The organism is Deltaproteobacteria bacterium (genome assembly GCA_016210045.1).
Classification (GTDB): Bacteria; UBA10199; UBA10199.
On record JACQUX010000038.1, the window covers coordinates 232896 to 253948 of the forward strand.

The 21053-nt window shown below is 61.2% G+C and carries 21 protein-coding genes; 7 read left to right on the forward strand and 14 right to left on the reverse strand.

From position 1 onward, the window contains the following. The first annotated feature begins 148 nt into the window (after nucleotides 1-148). Nucleotides 149-745 carry a hypothetical protein gene (locus HY696_11550; protein ID MBI4239031.1) on the forward strand — a complete coding sequence of 199 codons (597 nt, stop codon included), beginning with the start codon at nucleotides 149-151 and terminating at the stop codon, nucleotides 743-745. 6 nt (nucleotides 746-751) lie between these two features. Here the strand turns inward: HY696_11550 and HY696_11555 are convergent, their stop codons facing one another. The 3 genes from HY696_11555 to HY696_11565 all read right to left on the reverse strand — a co-directional run bounded on the left by HY696_11555 (nucleotide 752) and on the right by HY696_11565 (nucleotide 2007). Then, nucleotides 752-1036, reverse strand: coding sequence for a type II toxin-antitoxin system RelE/ParE family toxin (locus HY696_11555; GenBank protein ID MBI4239032.1), 285 nt, complete (start codon nucleotides 1034-1036; stop codon nucleotides 752-754). Next, nucleotides 1017-1238, reverse strand: coding sequence for a hypothetical protein (locus HY696_11560; protein ID MBI4239033.1), 222 nt, complete (start codon nucleotides 1236-1238; stop codon nucleotides 1017-1019). The genes HY696_11555 and HY696_11560 overlap by 20 nt, the downstream gene beginning before the upstream one ends. Before the next feature lie 106 nt (nucleotides 1239-1344). Then, on the reverse strand, nucleotides 1345-2007 hold the full coding sequence (locus HY696_11565; protein MBI4239034.1) for a hypothetical protein: 663 nt from the start codon (nucleotides 2005-2007) through the stop codon (nucleotides 1345-1347). 281 nt (nucleotides 2008-2288) lie between these two features. Here HY696_11565 and HY696_11570 point away from each other — a divergent pair, with 281 nt between their 5' ends. From HY696_11570 to HY696_11580, 3 genes are all read left to right on the forward strand, one after another. Then, nucleotides 2289-3602, forward strand: coding sequence for a GTPase (locus HY696_11570; GenBank protein ID MBI4239035.1), 1314 nt, complete (start codon nucleotides 2289-2291; stop codon nucleotides 3600-3602). After that, nucleotides 3580-4251, forward strand: a complete 672-nt coding sequence (locus HY696_11575; protein MBI4239036.1) for an A/G-specific adenine glycosylase — start codon at nucleotides 3580-3582, stop codon at nucleotides 4249-4251. The genes HY696_11570 and HY696_11575 overlap by 23 nt, the downstream gene beginning before the upstream one ends. 165 nt (nucleotides 4252-4416) lie before the next feature. Then, a complete protein-coding gene (locus HY696_11580; protein MBI4239037.1) occupies nucleotides 4417-5160 on the forward strand; it encodes a hypothetical protein in 744 nt (247 codons plus the stop codon). Nucleotides 5161-5180: 20 nt separating this feature from the next. On the opposite strand, the gene HY696_11585 is transcribed toward HY696_11580, so the two are convergent. The 6 genes from HY696_11585 to HY696_11610 are packed head-to-tail and all read right to left on the reverse strand — an operon-like array spanning nucleotide 5181 to nucleotide 9631. Then, nucleotides 5181-5582, reverse strand: coding sequence for a type II toxin-antitoxin system VapC family toxin (locus HY696_11585; protein MBI4239038.1), 402 nt, complete (start codon nucleotides 5580-5582; stop codon nucleotides 5181-5183). 18 nt (nucleotides 5583-5600) lie between these two features. Beyond that, complete coding sequence (locus HY696_11590) at nucleotides 5601-5843, reverse strand: CopG family transcriptional regulator (GenBank protein ID MBI4239039.1); 243 nt, start codon at nucleotides 5841-5843, stop codon at nucleotides 5601-5603. 58 nt (nucleotides 5844-5901) lie between these two features. Then, complete coding sequence (locus HY696_11595) at nucleotides 5902-6225, reverse strand: divalent-cation tolerance protein CutA (protein ID MBI4239040.1); 324 nt, start codon at nucleotides 6223-6225, stop codon at nucleotides 5902-5904. Further along, the gene (locus HY696_11600) at nucleotides 6222-6779 is read right to left on the reverse strand and encodes a cob(I)yrinic acid a,c-diamide adenosyltransferase (protein MBI4239041.1); all 558 of its coding nucleotides are present in this window, start codon (nucleotides 6777-6779) and stop codon (nucleotides 6222-6224) included. Before HY696_11600 ends, HY696_11595 begins: the two co-directional genes overlap by 4 nt. Before the next feature lie 7 nt (nucleotides 6780-6786). Continuing rightward, a complete protein-coding gene (locus tag HY696_11605) occupies nucleotides 6787-7314 on the reverse strand; it encodes a tetratricopeptide repeat protein (GenBank protein MBI4239042.1) in 528 nt (175 codons plus the stop codon). 1 nt (nucleotide 7315) lies between these two features. Beyond that, complete coding sequence (locus tag HY696_11610) at nucleotides 7316-9631, reverse strand: PBP1A family penicillin-binding protein (GenBank protein ID MBI4239043.1); 2316 nt, start codon at nucleotides 9629-9631, stop codon at nucleotides 7316-7318. A 113-nt stretch (nucleotides 9632-9744) separates the two neighbouring features. Between HY696_11610 and HY696_11615 the strand changes: the two genes are divergently transcribed. Continuing rightward, a complete protein-coding gene (locus tag HY696_11615) occupies nucleotides 9745-11847 on the forward strand; it encodes a zinc-dependent metalloprotease (protein MBI4239044.1) in 2103 nt (700 codons plus the stop codon). Between the two features lie 33 nt (nucleotides 11848-11880). Here HY696_11615 and HY696_11620 read toward each other — a convergent pair whose 3' ends face one another. After that, the gene (locus HY696_11620; protein ID MBI4239045.1) at nucleotides 11881-12795 is read right to left on the reverse strand and encodes an FAD-dependent thymidylate synthase; all 915 of its coding nucleotides are present in this window, start codon (nucleotides 12793-12795) and stop codon (nucleotides 11881-11883) included. 114 nt (nucleotides 12796-12909) lie between these two features. Next, the gene (locus tag HY696_11625) at nucleotides 12910-15627 is read right to left on the reverse strand and encodes a hypothetical protein (protein ID MBI4239046.1); all 2718 of its coding nucleotides are present in this window, start codon (nucleotides 15625-15627) and stop codon (nucleotides 12910-12912) included. A 188-nt stretch (nucleotides 15628-15815) separates the two neighbouring features. On the opposite strand from HY696_11625, the gene HY696_11630 reads away from it, so the two are divergent. Next, nucleotides 15816-15959: a twin-arginine translocase TatA/TatE family subunit gene (locus tag HY696_11630; protein MBI4239047.1), complete on the forward strand. Its 144-nt coding sequence runs from the start codon at nucleotides 15816-15818 to the stop codon at nucleotides 15957-15959. A gap of 164 nt (nucleotides 15960-16123) precedes the next feature. Then, a complete protein-coding gene (locus HY696_11635) occupies nucleotides 16124-18442 on the forward strand; it encodes a hypothetical protein (protein ID MBI4239048.1) in 2319 nt (772 codons plus the stop codon). Nucleotides 18443-18459: 17 nt separating this feature from the next. Here the strand turns inward: HY696_11635 and HY696_11640 are convergent, their stop codons facing one another. From HY696_11640 to HY696_11650, 3 genes are read right to left on the reverse strand one after another with little or no spacing between them, the layout of a single operon-like run. Then, nucleotides 18460-18600 carry a hypothetical protein gene (locus tag HY696_11640; GenBank protein ID MBI4239049.1) on the reverse strand — a complete coding sequence of 47 codons (141 nt, stop codon included), beginning with the start codon at nucleotides 18598-18600 and terminating at the stop codon, nucleotides 18460-18462. Continuing rightward, nucleotides 18597-20801: a ferrous iron transport protein B gene (feoB, locus tag HY696_11645; protein MBI4239050.1), complete on the reverse strand. Its 2205-nt coding sequence runs from the start codon at nucleotides 20799-20801 to the stop codon at nucleotides 18597-18599. The genes HY696_11640 and feoB overlap by 4 nt, the downstream gene beginning before the upstream one ends. Then, nucleotides 20798-21046 (reverse strand): ferrous iron transport protein A, encoded by a 249-nt coding sequence (locus HY696_11650; protein MBI4239051.1) that lies wholly within the window; start codon nucleotides 21044-21046, stop codon nucleotides 20798-20800. The genes feoB and HY696_11650 overlap by 4 nt, the downstream gene beginning before the upstream one ends. Nucleotides 21047-21053: the final 7 nt, after the last annotated feature.

A 21053-nucleotide genomic window follows, 5' to 3' on the forward strand; every position in this document is an offset into this window, starting at 1 on the left:
TCACTCGCCCCACCTCTCATTTCATCGTAGGGGGACAGGTACCGTGCGATGCCCAAATTGCGCGGATCGCACGGTACCTGTCCCCCTACGATGATTATTGTGGGTGGGGGGCTTGACAGTCGCTACGACGCATAATATACGCGCGCCCATGCATATCTCTCTATCATTAATAGTGGCGCTGCTGGCCTCGCTGCTCTGTTCGCCCCTGGCCTTCGCCAAGTTCAGTCCCGATTTGAGCACGGCGATTGAAAATCAATATACTCCCGCCGTGGCACACAAAGGGCTCCTCTCCGCCCAGCAGCCGTTGGAAGCCGCGAAGCTGCGCGGCTTTGTCGTCTTGTTGCAAGGCGGTATCCCTGCCGAAAAGGCCTATTGGTACGTCACGAATCAGGATTACGAATATCGCCCGATGGTCGTCGACGTCGCTACGGGCCGCATGAAGACGCGCCGCGGCACGGTCTTCACCTATCTGGATCGTGGCCAAGTGATGCTGATCGCCGGCGTCTCCTATGTCGGTAACACCGTGTACCTGAAACTCCTCTCGCCGGAGGTCTACCGCCCGACCGCGAAAAACGAACGTCATCCCTCGCGCGTCGCGACGATGCTCGGCGTGAAATTTCCCGCCGCGCAACTAAAGGCCGGCGATGCGCCATCGCTGCTGGCCACGTTGGAACAATGGGCCAAACCGTTCCCCGACCGTGCCACAGCCGAGGCCTTCGCCACGCAGCTGAGGGCCATGAAGTGACGGCGCTCATTTCTCATAAATATCTTTGCGATGTTTGATGGCAACGACAGTGACAGCCGGCCTTTTGGAATCGACTCGGTAAACGATTCTGTAGTCGCCGACACGCAATCGCCGATGGCCTTTCAAACTGTACCGGAGGGGTTTTCCGAGGCCGATGGGGTCAACCGCCAGCCGCTCTTCGAGTGCCCGTTTAATGACACCCCGCATGGTCTTCGGAAGGTTTGGGATATCCTCCTCGACTACCGAATCTACATATTCAAGCTGATAGGCGCTACTTCCAGGCCTTGTCATGGGAAAGGCACTTTCTGGTTTGGCGTTCGCGTTTCATCGCCAAGTCGGAGAGCCACAAATCTTCATGACGGTCGAGGGCCTCGGTAATGAGCTCTTGCGCGACGACCGAGAGCGATTTGTCTTCACGAGCGGCAATTTCCATCAATGTGTTCAGCACTGTTTTGGCGAGCACAACATTCAGTCGCGGATGTTTCGTGGGCATGGGCGATCTCCGTGTATGCATAATGTGTATCACTAGTGATGCACTCTGTCAACGGGGACCTTGATCTTCGCTGCGCCGCTGTGCGCTGTCGAGTAATCCGCCGTACTTATTTTGTGACTTGATGTGGCCAGAGTATGTCGAGCCGGTCGTTGCGAATGTGCAGAAATGCCCCCCACTGTGACGGCATGTTCGTGAAGAGTTGTACCGCACCGGCATGGAGGTGTTCCATGGCCATCGCATCCTCGCGCAGCCAGTGCCACAGTCCGACCACGAAGAGCGGAAAATTTTCCTGCCACAGCGGGTGCTCAATGCCTTCGTCGCCTGTCGCCAGTCCGTAGAACTGTAGTTCCTTGCGACTGGCGAGTGTCGCGAATGGTTTTAGAGGCTGTTTTGCACCCTCTTTACGTCGCTCGCTGATCGCTCGCGTAATGCCGACGGCATTGATGGCTCGCGCCAGTTGTGGAATGCGGACCAAGAGTGTTTCTCCGGGGATCAGACCAAAAAGTGCGACACCGATATCTTGTGCCAGTGCCCGAATAAAAATCGGATCGACATCACCCCAGTCCAGAAAAAATGGGGGGAGGGTCCGTGTGTAGCTTTCCAAGAGACTGACTTGTGCCGTTGGTTCGGCCGTGAGTACATGGTGCGGAAGTTGGGTCAGACCCTCCAGCCAGTCCTCCAGCCCGGCCAGGAATTGTTGCTCATCCGGTGCGGCGGCAGCCATGACTCGCTGCACCTCGGCCATTGCTGCGCGATTAGTGTCGTGCATGGCATTGAGAGTGTCCTGTAGCCACGCCGTCAAATTGGACGGCTGATCGGTCCTCGCTCGCTGGACAATCCCAGTCATCTCACGACCGATTTGGCCGCGCAACGGGACACAGTGCAGCGGCGGTGTAGGTCGTTCCCCGGTTCTATGGACTATCGCGGGGAGGCGGTGCGTGGCAGTAAATCGCAAATGAGCCATACCGTATCTATCGACAGGCCGGGAAAAAAGTTGCGTGCCTGTTCAGTATTGACTTTCCCTCTCTCGATCCGTACTACCCGAGCACCATGGCACGGACACGAGTACTCATCATGGGCGCGGCGGGGCGCGACTTTCATAACTTCAACGTCTGCTTCCGCGCCGATGCCTCGCACGAAGTCGTCGCGTTCACTGCCACGCAGATCCCAAACATCGAAGGCCGTTGCTATCCTGCGGAATTGGCAGGTCCGCTGTATCCGCGCGGCATACCAATCTATCCCGAAACGGAATTGGAAACCCTGATCCGTCGCGAACGGATCGACCAAGTCATCTTCGCGTACAGCGACGTCTCTCACGAATATGTCCTGCAGCGCGGCTGCGCGGTCCTGGCCGCTGGAGCCGATTACCGATTGCTGGCGCCGCACCACACCTGGATCCCGTTGCAAAAACCGGTGATCGCCGTCACGGCCGTGCGTACCGGTTGTGGCAAGAGTCAGACCTCGCGCAAAGTCGTACAGCTGTTGCGCAACGCCGGCAAGCGGGTCGTCGCAGTCCGCCACCCAATGCCGTACGGCGACCTCACCCAACAAATTTGCCAACGCTTCGCCTCGTATGCCGATCTCGAGCAGCACCATTGCACCATCGAAGAGCGGGAAGAGTACGAACCGTATCTGGATGCCGGACTCGTCGTGTATGCCGGGATCGATTACGAACAAATCGCCCGCGCGGCGGAGGCCGAGGCCGATGTCGTGGTCTGGGACGGTGGCAACAACGATGCCCCGTTTTTCAAACCGGATCTCCACGTCACCGTCCTCGATCCACTGCGCGCCGGACACGAACGCACGTTTTATCCGGGCGAAGTGAATTTCTTGTTGGGACATGTCTTGGTCGTAAATAAATATCAGCAGGCCAATCCGACGCAGCTCGAAGCGCTCACTGCTAATATCGGCGTCTGCAATCCCACGGCACAAGTCATCCACGCCGCGTCGACGCTGCTGGTCGAGCGGAGCGATGCGATTACTGGAAAACGTGTCCTCGTTATCGAAGACGGTCCGACCGTTACGCACGGCGGCATGGGATACGGCGCCGGCTACGTGGCCGCGCAGCAGTGCGGTGCGGCCGAAGTCGTCGATCCGCGGCCTCAAGCGATCGGCTCCATCGGCGCCGCGTTTCGCAAATATGCGCATTTGGCGAAAGTGCTCCCGGCGCTCGGCTATTTTCCGGAACAGTTGCGCGAATTAGAGACCACGATCAACAATACTCCGTGTGACTTAGTCATCAGTGCCACGCCGATCGATCTCGGTCGACTGGTCACGATCAACAAGCCGATCCATCGCGTTCGCTACGAACTCGACGAGATCGGCAAGCCCGATTTGGCCGATGTCCTGCGCCCCTATTGCTGATGCGCTCAAACGCCGTTTCCGCACGCGCTTGTTGCGCTGGTTTGCGCAGCATGGGCGCGCGCTTCCATGGCGCGAGACGCGCGACCCGTACAAAATCCTCGTTTCGGAAGTCATGCTCCAACAGACGCAAGTCGACCGCGTGCGCGAGTTCTATCCGCGCTTCCTGAAAAAATACCCGTCGGTTGAATCGTTGGCGCGTGCGCGTCCGCTCGCGGTTCGCGAGGCGTGGGACGGACTTGGTTACTACGCGCGCGCGCGCAATCTGCACGCCGCGAGTCGGGCAGTCGTGAAAAATCACGACGGTCGGTTTCCGCGCGACGCGACGGCATTGCAACAATTGCCCGGCATCGGTCGCTACACCGCCGGCGCCGTCGCGAGCTTCGCCCACGCCCAACGCGCGCCGATCGTCGACACCAACGTCGCGCGCGTGCTCGCGCGTGTCTTTGGCCTCGGCGCGGACGTCAAACGAAGCGCAGTGCAAAAACAACTGTGGCACTTGGCCGAGACGTTGCTGCCCCGCAAGCCGGAGTCGATTTGGGCCTTCAATCAAGGGATCATGGACCTCGGCGCCACCGTCTGCACCGCCCGCAAACCGCAATGCCCCGCGTGTCCGTTGCGTGGATTGTGTCTTTCCGCAAAAATGTTTTGACAACTTCTGTACTAGTGCGATAGGTCATTGGTCATGGCAGTGCTGACCCGGCAATATTTCTTCCAACACTCGTTGTCCTATTGGGGCTAACGCCCCACTTATAATTTCCCCCAGACATCGGTTTGTTTTTTTGACCAGTTTCAGCGACAACTCACGGAGGTTCACATGTTCACCAAGACGCAATCGGCGCTGTGCGCGCTGTTCCCCACCATGCGCGCCGCGCGGCGGCAGGCGCGGCTGGCGCTGCGCAGCGGAAATTATGTGCGTGCGGCCGATCGCTACGCGCTCGCAGCGCGCAGATTGGAGAGGATACTGGCCCGTGATCCATATCGAGAGCGGTCCTGTGGCGACTCTTTTCAGGCCGCACTGAGCGCCCAACTGGGCCTGATACGCCGCTCCGCCGGTGCCGCGTTCGTAATCGCCAACGAAGAGGATCGGAATATTTCCGGCGTTGGCACGCTGGCGCCGAGCGAGCCGCAAACGGGCGCGGTCGCATCATTCCTGGCCGGCGCGGAAAAATTTCTGACCCCCGATGAGCAGCTGTTGTTCTCCTTGCGGGACCCGTTAGCCGCACCAAGCCACTTGCAATCCGCTGCCGCGCGTCCTTCGTTCGAGGATCGTGTGCAGTGCGGAATACGGACCCTATTCGGTGTTCGAACCCTTGAAGCCCAGGTTGCTGTAGGCGACACGGATGCACTCGCTGATCTGACGCTGCGTGCGCAGCGCGGCGATGGATCTGCCTATCGAGCCCTCTTGCGGCTTGCGCGTTACGGCAACTCGGCGGCGGATGAACGCTTGGGCTATATCCGCCAAGTCGAACACGAACAGCACAAGGCGCGCGAACGAGAGCGCGCACGACGGATCGACGATGACTATTTCCGGGCGCGTATGGGGATGATGCGGTGGTGAGGACGGCCGGCGGACGAGCGTCACGTCGACCAGTTCTCAACCAGTAACCCTGGCACGCGCGTGAAGTGTTTGACGTTATTTGTGACCACGGTGAGTCCGAGCGCGCGCGCCACAGCGGCGATGAGCAGGTCCATGATGCCGATCGGTTGCCCTTTGGTCGTCAAGGCCTGTTTCATCTCCGCGAAGTGGCGCGCGGCGCCGGAGTCGAATGAGCAGAGAGTGAACGGTGTCAGAAACGCGCGCACGCGGTCGCGATTTTTCTCCGCGTGCCCGGAATGCAGCGCACCATAATACAACTCCGCCTCGGTGATGGCGGAAATGCCGATATCCGGCGTCCGACACTGACGGAACCGTTGCTTGAGGCGTTCATTCCCACCGTTCAAGATGTAAATGCAGATGTCGGTGTCAAGCAGATAGAGCATGGGCGGTTGCCAATATAATCACTTGATGCGTCGCCGTGCTTGGTGCCGCGCGCCGTGACGAATCGCGCGGAGCAGAGCCCGAGGCTCTCGATGATCTTCCCAGCTTCCCCACAGCGCGAACCATTGTTCCGGCAATTCACGCCCGACTTTTTCCTGGATCGCCTCTTTGACCCAGGCGGATTTGCTTTTTCCGGACTGACGAGCCACGCGGCCCATCCCTCGTTCCAATGCCTCATCCAAGTATAATGTAATCTGAGCCATAACGAGACCAAGTATATTGCCACATATATCACTGGTCAAACGTATTCTTGGGCGGCGTTCACGCGTTGGATTGCGTAGCAGCAGCCACCCACGCCAGATACGGCGGGAAGCCGTCGGTGATCGGGAGCACGATCAATTCCGGGCATTCGTAGCTGTGCAGTTCCGGCAGGCGCCGCTGCAGCGCCGGCACTCGGTCTGCAGTCGTTTTCATCAGCAGCACGTGCTCGCCGGCCTCGCAGCGTTTGCCCTGCCAACGATAGATCGACGTGGCCCCGGCGAGGATGTTGACACACGCAACGAGATGCTCGTCCACCAACGCCGCGCCGATTGTGCGGGCGGCTTCGATGGAATCCGTGGCCGTGATTGCAAGAACGCAGCTCATGGGGCCCTACCGGAGACCGATTCATACGCGACGCCCGCCGCGGCCTCTTCGGCGCGGGCCCAGAGGAAGCAGACGTCGGAGAGGCGGTTGATATATTTCAGCGCGTCGTGATTTTGGAACTCGCCGGCCTCGGCCATGCGCACGAGCAGCCGTTCGAAGCGACGGCAGACGGTGCGGGCGACATCCAGCGCCGCCGCGGACGGAGTCCCGCCGGGGACGATAAACGCGCGCGGCAGTCGGATTGTCGCTTCATAGTGCAGCACCAATTGATCCAGCCGCGCCAAATGCGTGGCCGTGAGTGGAGCGATTTGAAATGGCGCCGCCGCGGGATTCGGTGTCGCAAGTTCCGCGCCGAGCTGGAATAGTTCGCGTTGCGTGGTGTGGACCTCGTCGCGCACCGCGGTCACTTGGCAGAGACTCCGCGCCAAACCCAACGCTGAAATCACTTCATCCAATGTGCCGTAGGTTTCCAACCGCGGATGTGACTTCGTCACCGTTTCGCCGGAAAAGAAGCGCGTCTTCCCTTGATCTCCGGTTTTGGTCGCGATGGACATAGAATGATTAGGCCGATGTTCTTAATTGCGCCTGCCGAATGGTTTCGCGCAGGCCTTCGATTTTGAGCAACCAATCGTCGGCGTCGCCGAGCAGCGATTCGGCGCGTTCCAGCAGCCCGATTGCGCGTTCATGGTCGCCGAGTTTGTAATGGGCTTGGGCCAAATAGTAATAGGCCACGCCGTTGCTGCCGTCGATGGTCACCGCTTCTTGGAACGATTGCACCGCGCGTGCCACGTGCCCGGCAGCGAGTTCCTTGGTGCCGCGCTGTACCACTTCGTGCGACGCCTGCCGCTTTGGCGACGAGATCGTAGCAAGATTCGTGCGCTCCGGCCGCTTCACTTCCAGCGGGATGTTCGAAACCGGCGCATTCGTGGTTTGTGGATTGGTCGATGTCGTCGGCGCGTTGCGGCGGACGACCGTCGTCCGCGGCCCATGCCCCTTGACTCGCTGCCGTGTCGCCGCCCGCTCATACGCCGAACATCCGGCCAAACTCACCGCCACCACCGCACTCAACATGAGATATTTTGTGTTCATATTAATGTACCGGACACTCTTCCGTTGGCTCCGCGCCCTCCACGAACGGCGCGAAGATGGCCTCCGGGCAGTCTTTTGTCCAGGCCTTTCCGGAAACGGGGTCGATCTTCACGAGAATCACATTCTTCGGCATCGGGAAGTCTTGGCTGTTCGCGGGTTGCGCGTCGCGCATATAACGCACCCAAATCGGGAGCGCGGCCGTGCCGCCGCTCAAATGCGTGGAGGTGTTGTCGTCGTAGCCGACCCAACTCAATGCGACCAACTCCGGCGTGAAGCCGACAAACCACGCGTCCCGATAATCGCTTGTCGTTCCCGTTTTTCCGGCCGCCAGTCCTTTAAATCCGAGCCGTCCTGCACTCGCCGCGGTGCCCTTCGTCAACACGTCCTTCAACGTTTCCGTGACTAAATAGACCGGGCCTGGATCGAAGCGCCGCTCCATCCCGATCGTCTTCCGCTCCAACACCTCGCCTTGTGCCGTCACGACGCCGTTGATCGCCAACGGATGTGCGAGCATCCCGTTGTTGGCGAAGATCGTATAGGCCGTGGCCAATTCCAGCGGCGTGACTTCGAACGAGCCGAGCGCCATCGAAGGAACGGCCTGCACTGTGCTCCCGATGCCTGCGTCCTGCGCCGTTTGCACGACGGCTTCCAGCCCGGCATCGATTGCGAGGCGCGCCGTCGCGATATTGTAGCTATGAATCAGCGCCTCGCGCGCCGGCAGCGGACCATGTTCCCGCTGGTCGTAATTGTGTGGTGTCCAATCTTTGCCGCCGGATTGTATGGTGAAGCTGATGTCTTCAATATAGCTCGACGGTGCAAACGGTTGTTGGCTGCGTTGCGGATCGAACGCGGTCAAATAGACGAACGGCTTGAACGTGGAGCCGGGCTGGCGTTTGGCTTGGGTGACACGGTTGAACTGCGTATCGGCGTAACTGCGTCCGCCGACCATGGTGCGGATATAGCCGGTCTGCGGTTGAAGACTCACGAATGCGCCCTGCAGTTGACCGGCGTGGTCTTTCGGCAACTTCGCCGCGAAGCGCTGTTCCAAATCGGCCAGCCCTTCCGCCACCGCCTGTTCGGCGATTAATTGGCCGCTCACGTCGAGCGACGTGAAGATCCGCAGTCCTTCCGCGACTAACCGTTCTTCCGGATACAATTCGTGGAGCTGTTGCTTAACGAAGTCGAGGAAGAACGGCGCTTGGACCAATTGCCGTGCCTGCCGCGGCGTAACGATCGGCGCGGCCGCGGCCTTTGCGGCATCGGCTTCGTTCAAATACCCTTGCTCCCGCAATCGGGCGATGACGAAGTTGCGCCGGTCCTTGGCGGCTTCCGGATGGAGAAACGGATTATAGCGTCCGGGCCCACGGATCATCCCGGAGAGCAGCGCGCATTCGGACGCGTCGAGCTGGGCGATCTCTTTACCAAAATAAAGTCGCGCGGCCTCGCCGAATCCGGAGACGCTGCTGGCCCCGCGTTGACCCAAATAAATCTCGTTGACGTATGCCTCGAGGATCTCCGCCTTGCTGTGGCGCTGTTCGATCGCCAGCGCGATCAGCGCTTCGTTCAGTTTGCGGCGCCACGTCCGATCTTGGGTCAGGAAGTAATTTTTGACCAATTGCTGCGTCAGTGTCGAACCGCCTTCCACGACGCGCATTGCCTTCAGGTTGTTCCACATCGCGCGCAGGATGCCCCACGGGTCCATGCCGCCGTGGCGGAAAAAACGTTCGTCTTCGATCGTGACCACGCCCAACAGACAGAGATCCGGGACCTGCTGCAATTTGACTAACGTTCGGTCTTCCATTTTTTCGTCGAACACCGAACCGATCAGTTCCGGCTCCAGCCGCACCGTGGTGAGCCGTTCCGCCGTTTTCAAGTGCGTGATTTCCTGAATGGCTCCGCCGCTCAGCTTGACCCGTAGCGGAAACCCGACAAAGCGCTCATTGGGGTAGTCGAAATCGTGTAAATAGAGATCGATCCGATCCTTCGCGAAGACATATTCGCCGGCTGCCGCTGCGGCCGCGCCGGTGTCGCGATACCCGAGCCGATCGAGTTTGTCGCGCAGCAAGCGCTGCGTCACGTCAAGTCCGGGATAGAGATATTCGACATCCGAATAGATGCGCGACGGGACCTTCCAAGTGAAGGAGCGGGAGAAATAGCGTTCGGCCCAACCGCCTAAGTGGTGCAAATACCACCACCCCCCGGTGAACGCGAGGCTTCCCAAGATGGTCGTCCACTTCACGATCCGCCACCACCGGCGGATCCGCTCGCGCAACGTCCGTTTTGGCTTCTTTGCAGGGGATTCCCGACCACGACGCATAGGGGGTGCTTGTAGCAAAAAGTGGAAGGGGAAGGAAGGGGCGGATGTGAAGGTTTGACATTATGCGGCGCAGAGGATAGTGGAGGCCGCTGGGGAAACTGAAGGAGGTTGTCGTGCGCCATCGCTGTTTTTCCTCGTGGTTTGCCCCATGGTTATTTGTTGGCTCCGTGTATCTGTTGCTCGCGAGTCCCCCCGTCGGAGCGGCCCAATTCGCGACGCCCGCGACACTCCTGAATGGCGTCACAGCGACTGCAAGCGCCGGACCGGACTCCGTATCTGAGGCGTCATTTCTCCGCGTTCGGAATCAATCGTTAGTGCTGCGTAAGTCATTCCTGGGGCATCGCTTGCTGCTGCTGCCAGCCATGGCGGAGAGTACGATTCGATCTCCGTCGCTCAATAGTGCAAGGCTGGTCCATTTTTCCCGCGTTGGTTCGACGCTCCAGCTCATTCTGGAACAGGAGGGGCGCACGATGCGGACGATGGATCTCACTGGTCTGACGTTGGCGTCTTTTGCGATCGAGTCCGAAGATACAGAGACATTAACTTTTCGTTTCGCAGCCAATGCGTTGCACGACTTTTTCGTGGCCATGTTGTCGAACGAAAGTGCGAAGTCGAAAGAGTGGATCGGGGGCACTCCTCCATGGCCGCGCGTGACGGGTGCATACGTGCAAGCCTCAGTCGCGGGACCGAATTGGGTGAGTGTGGAGCAAGTGATCAGTTATCTGATCACGAACGGTGTCGATGAGCAGGGGACCGTTGCGCTGGATGCAGAATTACACCGTGTCGTCATGCGCTTTACGTTCTGGGATCCTGAGGAATCTACCTACGTGACCAAAGAGGATCTGGTGAATGACCACTTCGGCTATTTCAACACGACGTGGCGCGTGCCGGGCGTTGCGGCGCCACGCCGCTTGGCGCGCCGTTTCGATCCATCGCGTCCGGTCACGTTCTATCTTTCCGCGAATACGCCGTTGCAATATCGGCAGACGATCCGCGATGCAGTGCTGCAGTGGAATACCGTGTTAGGCGAGAATTTTTTGCACATAGCCGACGCGCCACCCAGTGTGCGGGCCGGAGATCCTCGTTATCCGCTGATCTTGTGGCTTGAGGATACTACGATCGACTACGCGTTCGGCTCGGCGCAGGCCAGTCCCTTGACGGGCCAAGTTTTAACAGCGCTGATATTATTGCCGACCGGGCGCTTCAGCCCGCGCTGGGTTGATTATCAGAATCCAGCACTGCCCGATGCTGCGACGAGCGACTACGAGGCCGTGGGATTGAGCGACACGCTGCTGTGTGCAGAACGGCGCGCTTCTGGTGGATGGTTAGATATTGCCGCCACGAGTGCGGACGGTCGCAGGGATGAACAAATAGTACTGTGGGAGCTCAAGAACGTTGTGACCCACGAGATCGGTCACGTCTTGGGCTTGCGCCACAATTTTGCCGCCAGTCTCGATAGTCAGATTGCGTTAGCGGAAGACGATGCCGACTTCACAGCGTGGCTCGCGGGCACGCGAGCGACCGATGCCGCGCAGCCGTCGTCGTCCATTATGGAGTATCTCTCATTGCGCGACACCGTGCGGATGACAGCGCCTGGAGTGTATGACTGGCTCGCCGTGGCGAATCTTTATGATCGTCCGCTGCCGCAGCCGGAATGGGCGGATGTGCCATTTCACTTTTGTACCGATGACGATGCTTTTACCGATACAACAGATTGCCAAAAATTTGATGGCGGTCGAGACACGGTGCAATGGTGGGGACGAGAAGTCGATCGGTACGCCACGATCCTGAGTCAACGACTCGCCGACGTGGCCATGTCGGAGCCGTCGTTTTTGGATCGCCCCACCAAAAATCCGCCGCTCCAAAATGCGGCATGGAGAATTCAGCAGGCGCTTGCTGCGTTGCTCGAATACGCCCAAGGAAAAGGTTGGGCAGTGAACAACCGGCTGCCGTTCGAAGCGGCGGAACAAGCCACTGCTGTGTTAAAGCGCGTGGTTCCACGCAGCACGCCGGATTTAAAATCCTCGCTCGCCAACCATCCGCTCGTCGCCGAACCGCTGCGCTCCCAGGTCCTCGCGTGGGAAGCGGCGCAGCGCGGCACCGATACCGACGCCCGCCTCGCCACCCAGCGCCTCAAGAATATTCGGATCGTGTTGGATACGTGTTACTCAGAAGAGGTATTGCAATTTGTGGGAAATACAACCGCGGCTGAATAAACCACCGATGATTCGTGGCGATCTCGCAGCGGGTTATCGAGTGCTGGACGCGCTTGGCGTCAGCTTTTCCCGCAGGTCTGCGAGTTCGCGTTCGATCAGGCGTTCCGAGGCGCCGTCGGCTTGGAGTTGTGCCTCGCGGCGCCGCAGCAGTTCGCCGAGCAGTTCGCGCTCCTGCAGTAGTGTGCTCACCAAGTGTCGTTCGCTGTGCGACAATGCCGCGGCGTGGAGTCGAAATTCTTCGAAGGCCTCCCACGTCAGCGGACAGCGGGTGCGTACGAATTCGGCCATGGCCTCCGCAAAGACGCGAATTTCGCGCTGCGCGTGGGCGTCGAGGCGTAGTTGCAAGAAGTGCAATAAATTGTGCAAATCGATCTTCCAATACCATTCGGTGTAGAGCGAGAGCGGTAAATTCACCCGCGCGATCTCGCGCGCCACGCCCGCATCCAGTGCCGTCTGATAGCTTCGATACAAATGCCGTTGGTCGTCGCGAAATTGCGCGGCGATGGCAGCGGCGTGTTCTGTGTCGATCGGTGTATCGGTTGAGCCTTGTCGATTCGTCGTCGATTGAGTGCGCAGATCGTCCGCACGCGGTTCCCAAAAGACGTCTTCCATGATCGAATAGCGTCCGCTGATCTCGTTCACATTCGCCGTGCGATGTCGGATCCACTGTCGCGCGACAAAAATCGGCATCCGGCAATGAAACTTGAATTCCACCATTTCGAATGGTGTCGTATGCTGGTGTTGCATCAAGTAGCGAATCAGTCCGCGATCCGCGCGCACCGTTTTGGTGCCCGTGCCGTACGACACGCGTGCCGCCTGCACGATCGAGTGATCGTCGCCCATTACATCGACCAACCGGACAAAGCCGTGATCGAGACAGCGACGAACGGATGCGTCGTCGGCGAGTGTTGTAGTTTGCGGTTCGGCAGTGGGGAGGTCCTGGCTCATGCCGCTGGGGTAGCGTGGCGATTAGCTGATGGCAAGGGGAAACGAGGTGACTGGTGACTGGTGACTCGTGGCTGGTGACTGGGGGTTGGACCACGAGTTTCCAGCCACCAGTCACTAGCCACCAGTCACCCTGATAGGGCCCCGCCGCGCAGGCGCGCGAGGGTGCTGGAGAAACGGTGGTGCAATGCCGGTGAAGTCGGGATTCGTGATCAGCAGGGAGCGGCGTTGCGGAGGGTGCCAGCGGCGGGCGATTTGGTGCGAGGCAGCGATCCAGCGCTCCCAGGGGGCGAACGGCGCATCGCGCAAGTTGGCGTCGAGTCGTACGACTTGCTCGCCGATGGAGGTGAGGCTGCCGGCCTCCGCGCGTGCGATGTCGAGTCGATTCGGGATCGCGAATTGCAAGGTTGTCGGGATGCGGAACGGCGCGGAGCGATGCGCCCGCACCACGCGACCGATCGTCTGTTCCACTTCCGGCGGGACCGCGTGGCCGGTGATCACCATCTGCGACAATTCGCGCAACGCCAATTCGACGTCGGCCCATTGACTGTGTGCCGCTGCCAGGTCCGCGAGCCGCGCGATAGCCAACATCCGCTGCGTCGAGGAGGTGCGTGGTGCGCGGAGCATCCAGTGCAGTTCGGCGAGCGCTTCAGTCACAGCGCCACCAGCGGCGAGCACATCAATTTGTTCGAGGCGCAGACTCGATTTCGGGTGGAGCACGTCGCGCGTAAATCCCTGCCAACGTTCACGATGCGTCGGATCGTGGATCCATTCCTGAATGTCTTCGCTGGGGATCGAAAGAAAGAAGCGCAGATAATCGACCAACGCTGGGAGCCGAGTACCCGGCCACGCGAGCCACGGACGTCCGTCGATTTGAGCGCGAAGTTGTGCGTAGACGGCGCGGACCACGGCGGCCTTTCGCGCGACTGGATCGTCGTGTGAGGCATCCGTCGGATCGACCAGTCGCATCAGGCTGGTGGCGAATGCCGATTGTTGTGCCGGAGTGAAGAACGGGAGATAGCTGTCGCGGAGCCGCGCCGCCCGCAGGCGGAGGTGGGATGCCGCGTGGCGGTAGGCGACGGTTCCGACGTGTGCGGTGTCGTTCCGCGCGAGTCGGGCCACAGAGAGGCTGTCTTCCCACAGGTCATCCACCGCCAATAAGAGACGCACTCCCCAATTCGTTTGTCCGATCGCCGCCGCCAGCTTGTCGACTTGATCGGGAAGTCCCGGGACGCGTCGTGGCGCCAATCCGACCGCTTGCCAAGCCGCTAAGACGTCGGTAAGAAATTGCGCATACGCGAGCCGCAACGTGCCATCGTCACCACTCGAATGGCGTCGGAACCACCTCCAGAGATCGATCAAATGTCCCAAATCGGCCTCCGTGCAATGGAATGTGTGTCCACACCGATCGGTGATCATCAACGCGGGAAGCGGGACGACGCCCTGTTGCGGCGAGACCGTCAGTACGTGACTCGGTGCATACGCGTAAGGGCCGAGGAAGAAACTCGGCGGTACGTCGGCGCGCATGTGCCGACCCAGACCGCTTCCTTTGGTCCCCGCCGCGAACGTGATGCGTGCATGTTCGGGGAGATCCACGGCAATCGGCGCGCCGGCACCGTGGCCGACCGCATCCACGACTTGGCGGAGATCGGTGTGATCAGGTGTGTGCGCCTCTGCAAGCAGATCGCCCGCGCGCTGGCGTGCATGTAGGGCGTCGGCCAGCGGCGCGGTGTGGAAGGCGATCGCGTCGCGCACGTCCGCGTTCGCAGCGACGAGTTGCTCAATGAACGCCGCTTCCAGCGGTTCAAGGGGTTCACCCCGTCGGAGTCGCGTCGCCATGTCCGCGACGCGTGCACTGGGCGTCGCTTCCGCTTGCGGCAGCGCCCGCACCGTTTCGCCGAGGTTCGCCAACGTGACGGTCGCGGCGCCGAGTCGGACTTGAATGACGCCGCCGGTCGGCAGGTGTTGGAGTTGTTCTGCGCTGGCTTCTAACAGCTCCGAGAGCACGGCGCGTTCCGCCTGATGTCGCTCGATTTCGAGGAAATGACCGTGCTGACCGGTCTCCGCTTGCGCCCGATCGAGCTCGTGCAGTGGCGCTTCCTGCATCCGAGGGGCAAACGCCGCGGCGACTTGGCGGAAGCGTTTGAACGGGTTGCGCAAGAAGTACCCCTCTTTCTTCGTGGCGACATCGATCCAGTGACACACACTGGCGGCGCCGAGCCCGTCGTCGGCCAGCGTTTGCAGCAACACGGAATCGACATCCCACGCGGTGCCGGGGCGGAGCCGATGGTGGCCGATGTACACGAGCAGATACCCGAGCGCCTCGGTTGGGGCGTATGATTGACGCAGCCATTGATACGCCGCGAGCGGACTGCCCGTGTGTTTCAGGGCTTTGAACACTTCGTGCTTCTGAATCAGCAGCGGATCGCGACGATGAATCAACCACTCGGACAGGGTATGCGTGGGGGCGCCGAGTTTGCCGGCAATTTCCAATACGAACTTCAACGGCCACGCCCACCATTTGATGGTGTGATGGCTGAAGATTGTCGGTAATTGCTGCGTATGCGGGGCGCTTGGTGTGGTCAGCGGTGCTGCGGCGAGCTGCCCGGATGCCAGCGTGGCCAGTGGTGGCGGGTCGCAGCGGCAGTAGCGCGTGGGGGAGAGGCACCGACTCCACCACCCGGGTCGTTGGATGCCGGAGAGGTTGGACTCCTCATGCCGGACTAAGTTGCGGGATGGGGATCTTGGAGAGCCGGGCGGTGGACAAGGGCGTCGACAAGTCGCACAGTGCGGCGGAGGACGACGGAACGGCGGAATGCGGGAGGGAGAAGCCATGAGCGCCTCCAACACGTATCAAACAGTGCAGAATGGACGGGACTTTACTCTGATGGAGTGTCTCGACAAGCGAAAAATGCATGCGGACGCTTCCGTCATAAATAGGCGGAGTTGTCGGACGGCCTTGATGTACTAGTTGAGTGGTACGCTTGCGAGGTGGCCCCGTGTCACGTAAGGAGGGCTCTACTATGGGCCTTGGATGGTCGGAAGTGCTGGTCTTGGGTGTCCTCGCCGTAGTCGTCTTTGGCCCCGACCTGCCACGTGTGGCCCGCGACGCAGGCCGTGTGATGTATGAGCTGCAACGGATGCTACGCGAGACGCTGCGGTTTTAACGAGTGACTGAACCAGCGGTGACTGGTGACTCGTGGCTGGTGGCTGGGGGGCGGACCACGAGTCACCAGTCACCAGCCACCAGTCACCCTTTCCTAACCCCCGATAATCACTACACTGCGGGCATCCCCCTGGTGGCATAGGCATTGCTCTCGTATCCCTCTGGATGCTGCGATTCCGGGCGACACCGTTTTCTGAGCGGGGCTTTGCCTTGCCGTTCCTGGCCCAGGTGGGGGAGGCCAGGACCGCCGGCTGGGCGGGGGCGAGTCTTGCCCGCGCCGCCCAGCTCGATAGTCTGCTGGGCGCGGCCGGATTCACCATGTGGACGGGCCTCAGCGGGCTTTTCAGTCTGGGAATCCCGGGCCTGCAATCCGGATCCACGATCGGCGTGCGTGGATGGGGCGGCGTCGGCGCCGGGAGTGGTCTCTGGCGTCCCGACACTTGGATGCATTGGACCGCCCCGACCGGCCCGTGGCTCGGTGCCGCCGCACTCTTCCCTGGACTCTTCGGCACTCCATCACCTGGTATTCCATCTTACGGCCCTGATGCTGCGGCAGCTGCGCCTCTGTATCCGGCCGCTCCCGCAGCCAGCGCGACGCCTTTTTCAGTTGGCCCTTCCGATTCGGCTCGGCGTACCACGGCAGGTCCGGCTCGTTCCGTGGCCGGCGTCGCCCCGGCACCGCTTCCAGTCCCCGAACCGGAGCGCACGCCGGATGCGGCACGGACCCCGCGCCGTACGACCGATGCGGATGTCGAAGCAGCCACCGCACGCGAGCGACAACCCGCAGAACGTGATGGTGTCGCACCTGTGCCGGCGCGGGCGGCAAGAGATCCGGAACCCGCGCCGCGACCGGAGCCTCGCCTCGCGCCGGAGCCTCGCCTCGCGCCGGAGGGCCGCGAGGCCGAACGCGCTGCACCGGTTGCTCGACGGATTCCCGCAGAACGCCCCGCACCAAGGCCACAGGGGCCGCCGCCACGGCCCGAGCAACCTGAATCCCCACCGCCGCGTCCGCATGAGCCACCAGTGGTGCCCGAACCTCCGGCGCCGGAGCCGCCGCGACCTTTGCCAGAACCTCCCGCGCCGCCGCCGGAACGACCGGCCGATCCGGTGGCGCCGCCTGCCCGCGCCGTTGGAGATGTTCAACTCGACGACGTGGCACTGGTCGCTCGTCTCGCGACCGGCTCGGTTGCAATCGGTGATTTTACCGCCTCGTGGAAATTGGACGGCCCGTTGGCCACGTATGTCGATACCGCGATTCAGCAGTTCCGCGCCGAGCTGATGCGTGACGGTCTGAAAGAGGGAACGTCGGCGTGGGAAGAGGCGATGGTCGATCGACTCTTTGCATTCGTTCGTCGCGATCGACCAATCAACGGATGGCCGCTGGCAGCACTGCAGGACGGTAAAGGGCTAGGTCTCAATATCGCCGGGATGCAAGACGAGCGGCGCTCGCAAGAATGGGGCGAGATTGTGCGTGTGATTGACCAACGCGGAGCCGGCGAACGGAAGCGTGGCGAATGTACGGAGCAGACTGCGATCCTCCTCGCCCTCGCCGCACGCGCGCAGGTCAAACATTTGCGGGCCTTCGAGGTCACGGAGACACGCGAGAGTCAACATGGCTTGATCGAACGCCATCCGGTCAGTCACGTCTGCGCCGGTCTGCAGTATCCCGGCGCGGCGCAACCGGTGTTGTATGATTTGGGGATGAAAAAGAAGGCGCCGGTCCATACCGAGACCCGCCCGCTCGCGCACGCGGCGTTCATCGCCGCACAGGCCGGGAATCGCGTGCTCGATTTGTTGCAAGCCGGACGGGTGCTGGCTGCCGCACGCACTTTGGCGGCGGCGCAGGCCATGGCTCCCGACAGCGCCTATCTGTGGGGGATCGCCGCTGACGTCGCGTTGAGTCGAACCGATCTCCCGGTGCGCCAGCGGCATGAACAAGCGGCGCAGGCCTTGGCGCGGGCGCAACACAGCGACGGCCCGCCCCCGCGCGGGAGCGTCTCCGTCGCCAGTGATCCGTTAGACAGAGGTGTTGTGGCGCGTCTCTTCCAGGTGGACGATCGTGTGCATCGCCGTGTGTCGAATTGGCAGGGTTTGCTGCGACTCACGCGATGGTTGGCTGTCGATGCCGAGGCGCGGCGCGATTGGGATCGGGCCTATCATTACCAGGATCAATATTTTCAAATGCTGCTCGATCAACAACCGAGTTGGCAGTTGTTAGCCAAGAGTTATGACCAACTGCTCCACGCCGCCCGCGCCGGCCATCCGGAACCGCGAGGCGGCGTTGCCCTGCCGGTGGGACCAGCTGCGGCCGCGCGCGGTTATCTCCAATGGCTGCAGCGCGCCATTCAGGAAGTCGATGCGGACCAACGGCGTCCGAATCTGACGACGCGGCAACACGAACTGCTGAATTATCGCCGAGGAAAACTCGTGGAACAACAAACCCGCATCCGCCAACAACTCGCCACCGAACCCCGCGTTTCTTAACTCACGCGCTCACGCACTTAAGCACTTATTATCTTCCGCATTCCGCACCCGTGACATCCCCCGCGCGCATGGCGGCGCCAGCCGCGCGTGGTGACGCGCAGCAAATACGCGATCGCTGCGCCGACGATCGTGATGGCCACGAAGCCTTGCCACGTCATAGCCGTACTCCGATCTGATATGCGCCCCACGCGGCAACGTAGGCCAACGCCGTCATGTAGCCAAACGTGCCGAGCGCGTAGCCCCACGAATTGGTTTCGCGCCGGATCGTCGCCACAGTAGCCATGCACTGACAACAGAGTGCGAAGAAGATCATTAGCGAGAGCGCGACGGGAATCGAGGCGAGCGGGCGTCCGTCGGCTCGCTTGGCGCCGCGCAATGCGGTTTGTAGCGGCTCCGACGCTTCATCGACGCCGCTGCCGACGTTGAAGATCGTGCCGAGCGTGGCAATGACGACTTCGCGTGCCGGAAACGAAGCCAGTGCCGCCATCCCAATCCGCCAATCCCAACCGAGCGGTCGCACCACCGGCTCAATCCATTGTCCGAGCCGGCCGAAGTAACTCGCTTGCAGATACGCGCCGGCCTCCGCGTTGGCGAGTGCGGCGGCAGCGTCATCGGACAGCGGCGCTTCGGCCGTCAGTGCGGCGCGTTGCGCAGCGAACTGTTCGCCGATCGCGGCGGGATGCGGAAAATACGCGCATGCCCACACCACGATCGCCATCGCCAAGATGATCGTGCCCGCGCGCTGCACGAACGCCTTCACGCGCTCATAGACCCGAAAGCCGACTAGTCGCAGCGATGGGACCTTGTACGGCGGCAGTTCCATGACAAACGGCGGCGTGGCGCCGCGCAACACCGTGCGTTTGAAACACCACACCGCCGGGATCGCGACGGCGAGGCCCAGCAGATGCATCGCGAGCAACGTGAGCCCTTGCAGTCCGATCCATCCGTGGAAGTAGGTCGTGGCGGGAATGAACGTCGCGATCAGCAGAATGTAAATCGGAAGCCGCGCGGAGCAGCTCATCAGTGGAGCCACGAGAATCGTGGCCAAGCGGTCGCGACGATTTTCGATCGTGCGCGTCGCCATGATTCCCGGCACCGCACACGCGAAGCTCGATAACAATGGAATGAACGATTTGCCCGAGAGGCCAAGCTTGGCGAATACGCGGTCCATCAAAAAAGCCGCGCGCGCCATATAACCACAATCCTCCAACACCGCGATGAATGTGAACAGGATGGCGATTTGCGGCAGAAAAACGAGGACCGCGCCGACGCCGCCGATGATCCCGTCCTGCACTAAGCTCTGTAACGGGCCGGCGGGAAACAGCGCGGCACACCACGCGCCGAGCCAGCTACACGCCCCGCTGATCAGGTCCATTAACGGCGTCGCGAGGCGATAGATCGACTGAAAGACGATCAACGCCAATACGCCCAACAAGAGGCTGCCGGCCACTTTATGAGTTAGGATGCGATCGATGCGGTCGGTCAGCGTCGTGGTCACAGTCGTCGGCCGTTCGACGACGCCGAGTAATTGGCGGCGAATCCAGGCATACCGGGCCGAGGCCTCCGCGGTCGCGAGCGATCCCTCAGTGACTGCCAATGCGCGCAGTGCTTGCAGGCGGGCGTGGAACGTCGGGAGCCGTTCCAACAAGCGCCGCGCGGCGAATCCGTCCGTGTCGATTAAGATGCGTGTGGCTTCCAATGTGTCCACCGTGCGCCCCAACAGGGACGCATGCGGTTGTAACTCCGTCACCAGTCGATGAATCGCGTGGCTGCAAGCCGGCGCGAGGGGAGACGCAAACGTCGGCGCGGCCAGCTGTCCCATCGCGAGCGTGTGTAAGGCCTCGCGCACGGCCTTGAGGCCGACTCCTTGGTTTGCCTGGGACACGATCACCGGCACGCCGAGTCGTTGGCTTAAATGATGCGGATCGACCATGTGCCCGCGCCGCGCGGCGATGTCCGTCATGTTCAAGACCAAGATCAGCGGTAATTGCAGCTCGAGTAGTTGAGAAATGAGATACAGATTCCGTTGTAGATTGCTGGCATCGACGATGGCCAGGATGCCCGTCGGTTTTGCCACGCCAGGCTGTTGCCCGAGCAATACATCCACCGCGATCATTTCGTCCGGCGATTGGGCGGCAAGACTGTAAGTGCCGGGCAGGTCGATCAGGTCGACTGGGCCGTTGTCAAAAAGGATCGTGCCGAGTTTGCGTTCGACCGTGACGCCGGGAAAGTTCCCGACCTGTTGTCGCAGCCCGGTCAACGCATTGAAGAGTGTCGATTTGCCGGTATTGGGATTGCCGATCACGACGATCGTCGGCCGCAGAGCACGTTCGGCGGATCGTTGCGGCGCGCTGGTCATCCCTCGTCTCCGGCCGGTTGGGGGGCGATCGTGACTAAGCGGGCCTCCCGTTGGCGCAGCGAAAGGTGATAGCCGTCGAGCCAGATCTCCAATGGATCGCCCAGTGGCGCAGTACGAATCATCGCCACTTCCGCGCCGCCCACTAGCCCCATTTCGGTGAGGCGCTGGGTCAGCGCGCCGTCGCCGCTGACCGTGACCACTACTGCGCGGGCTCCTGGACGGAGCTGATCGAGAGTGAACTGCATGGGTATA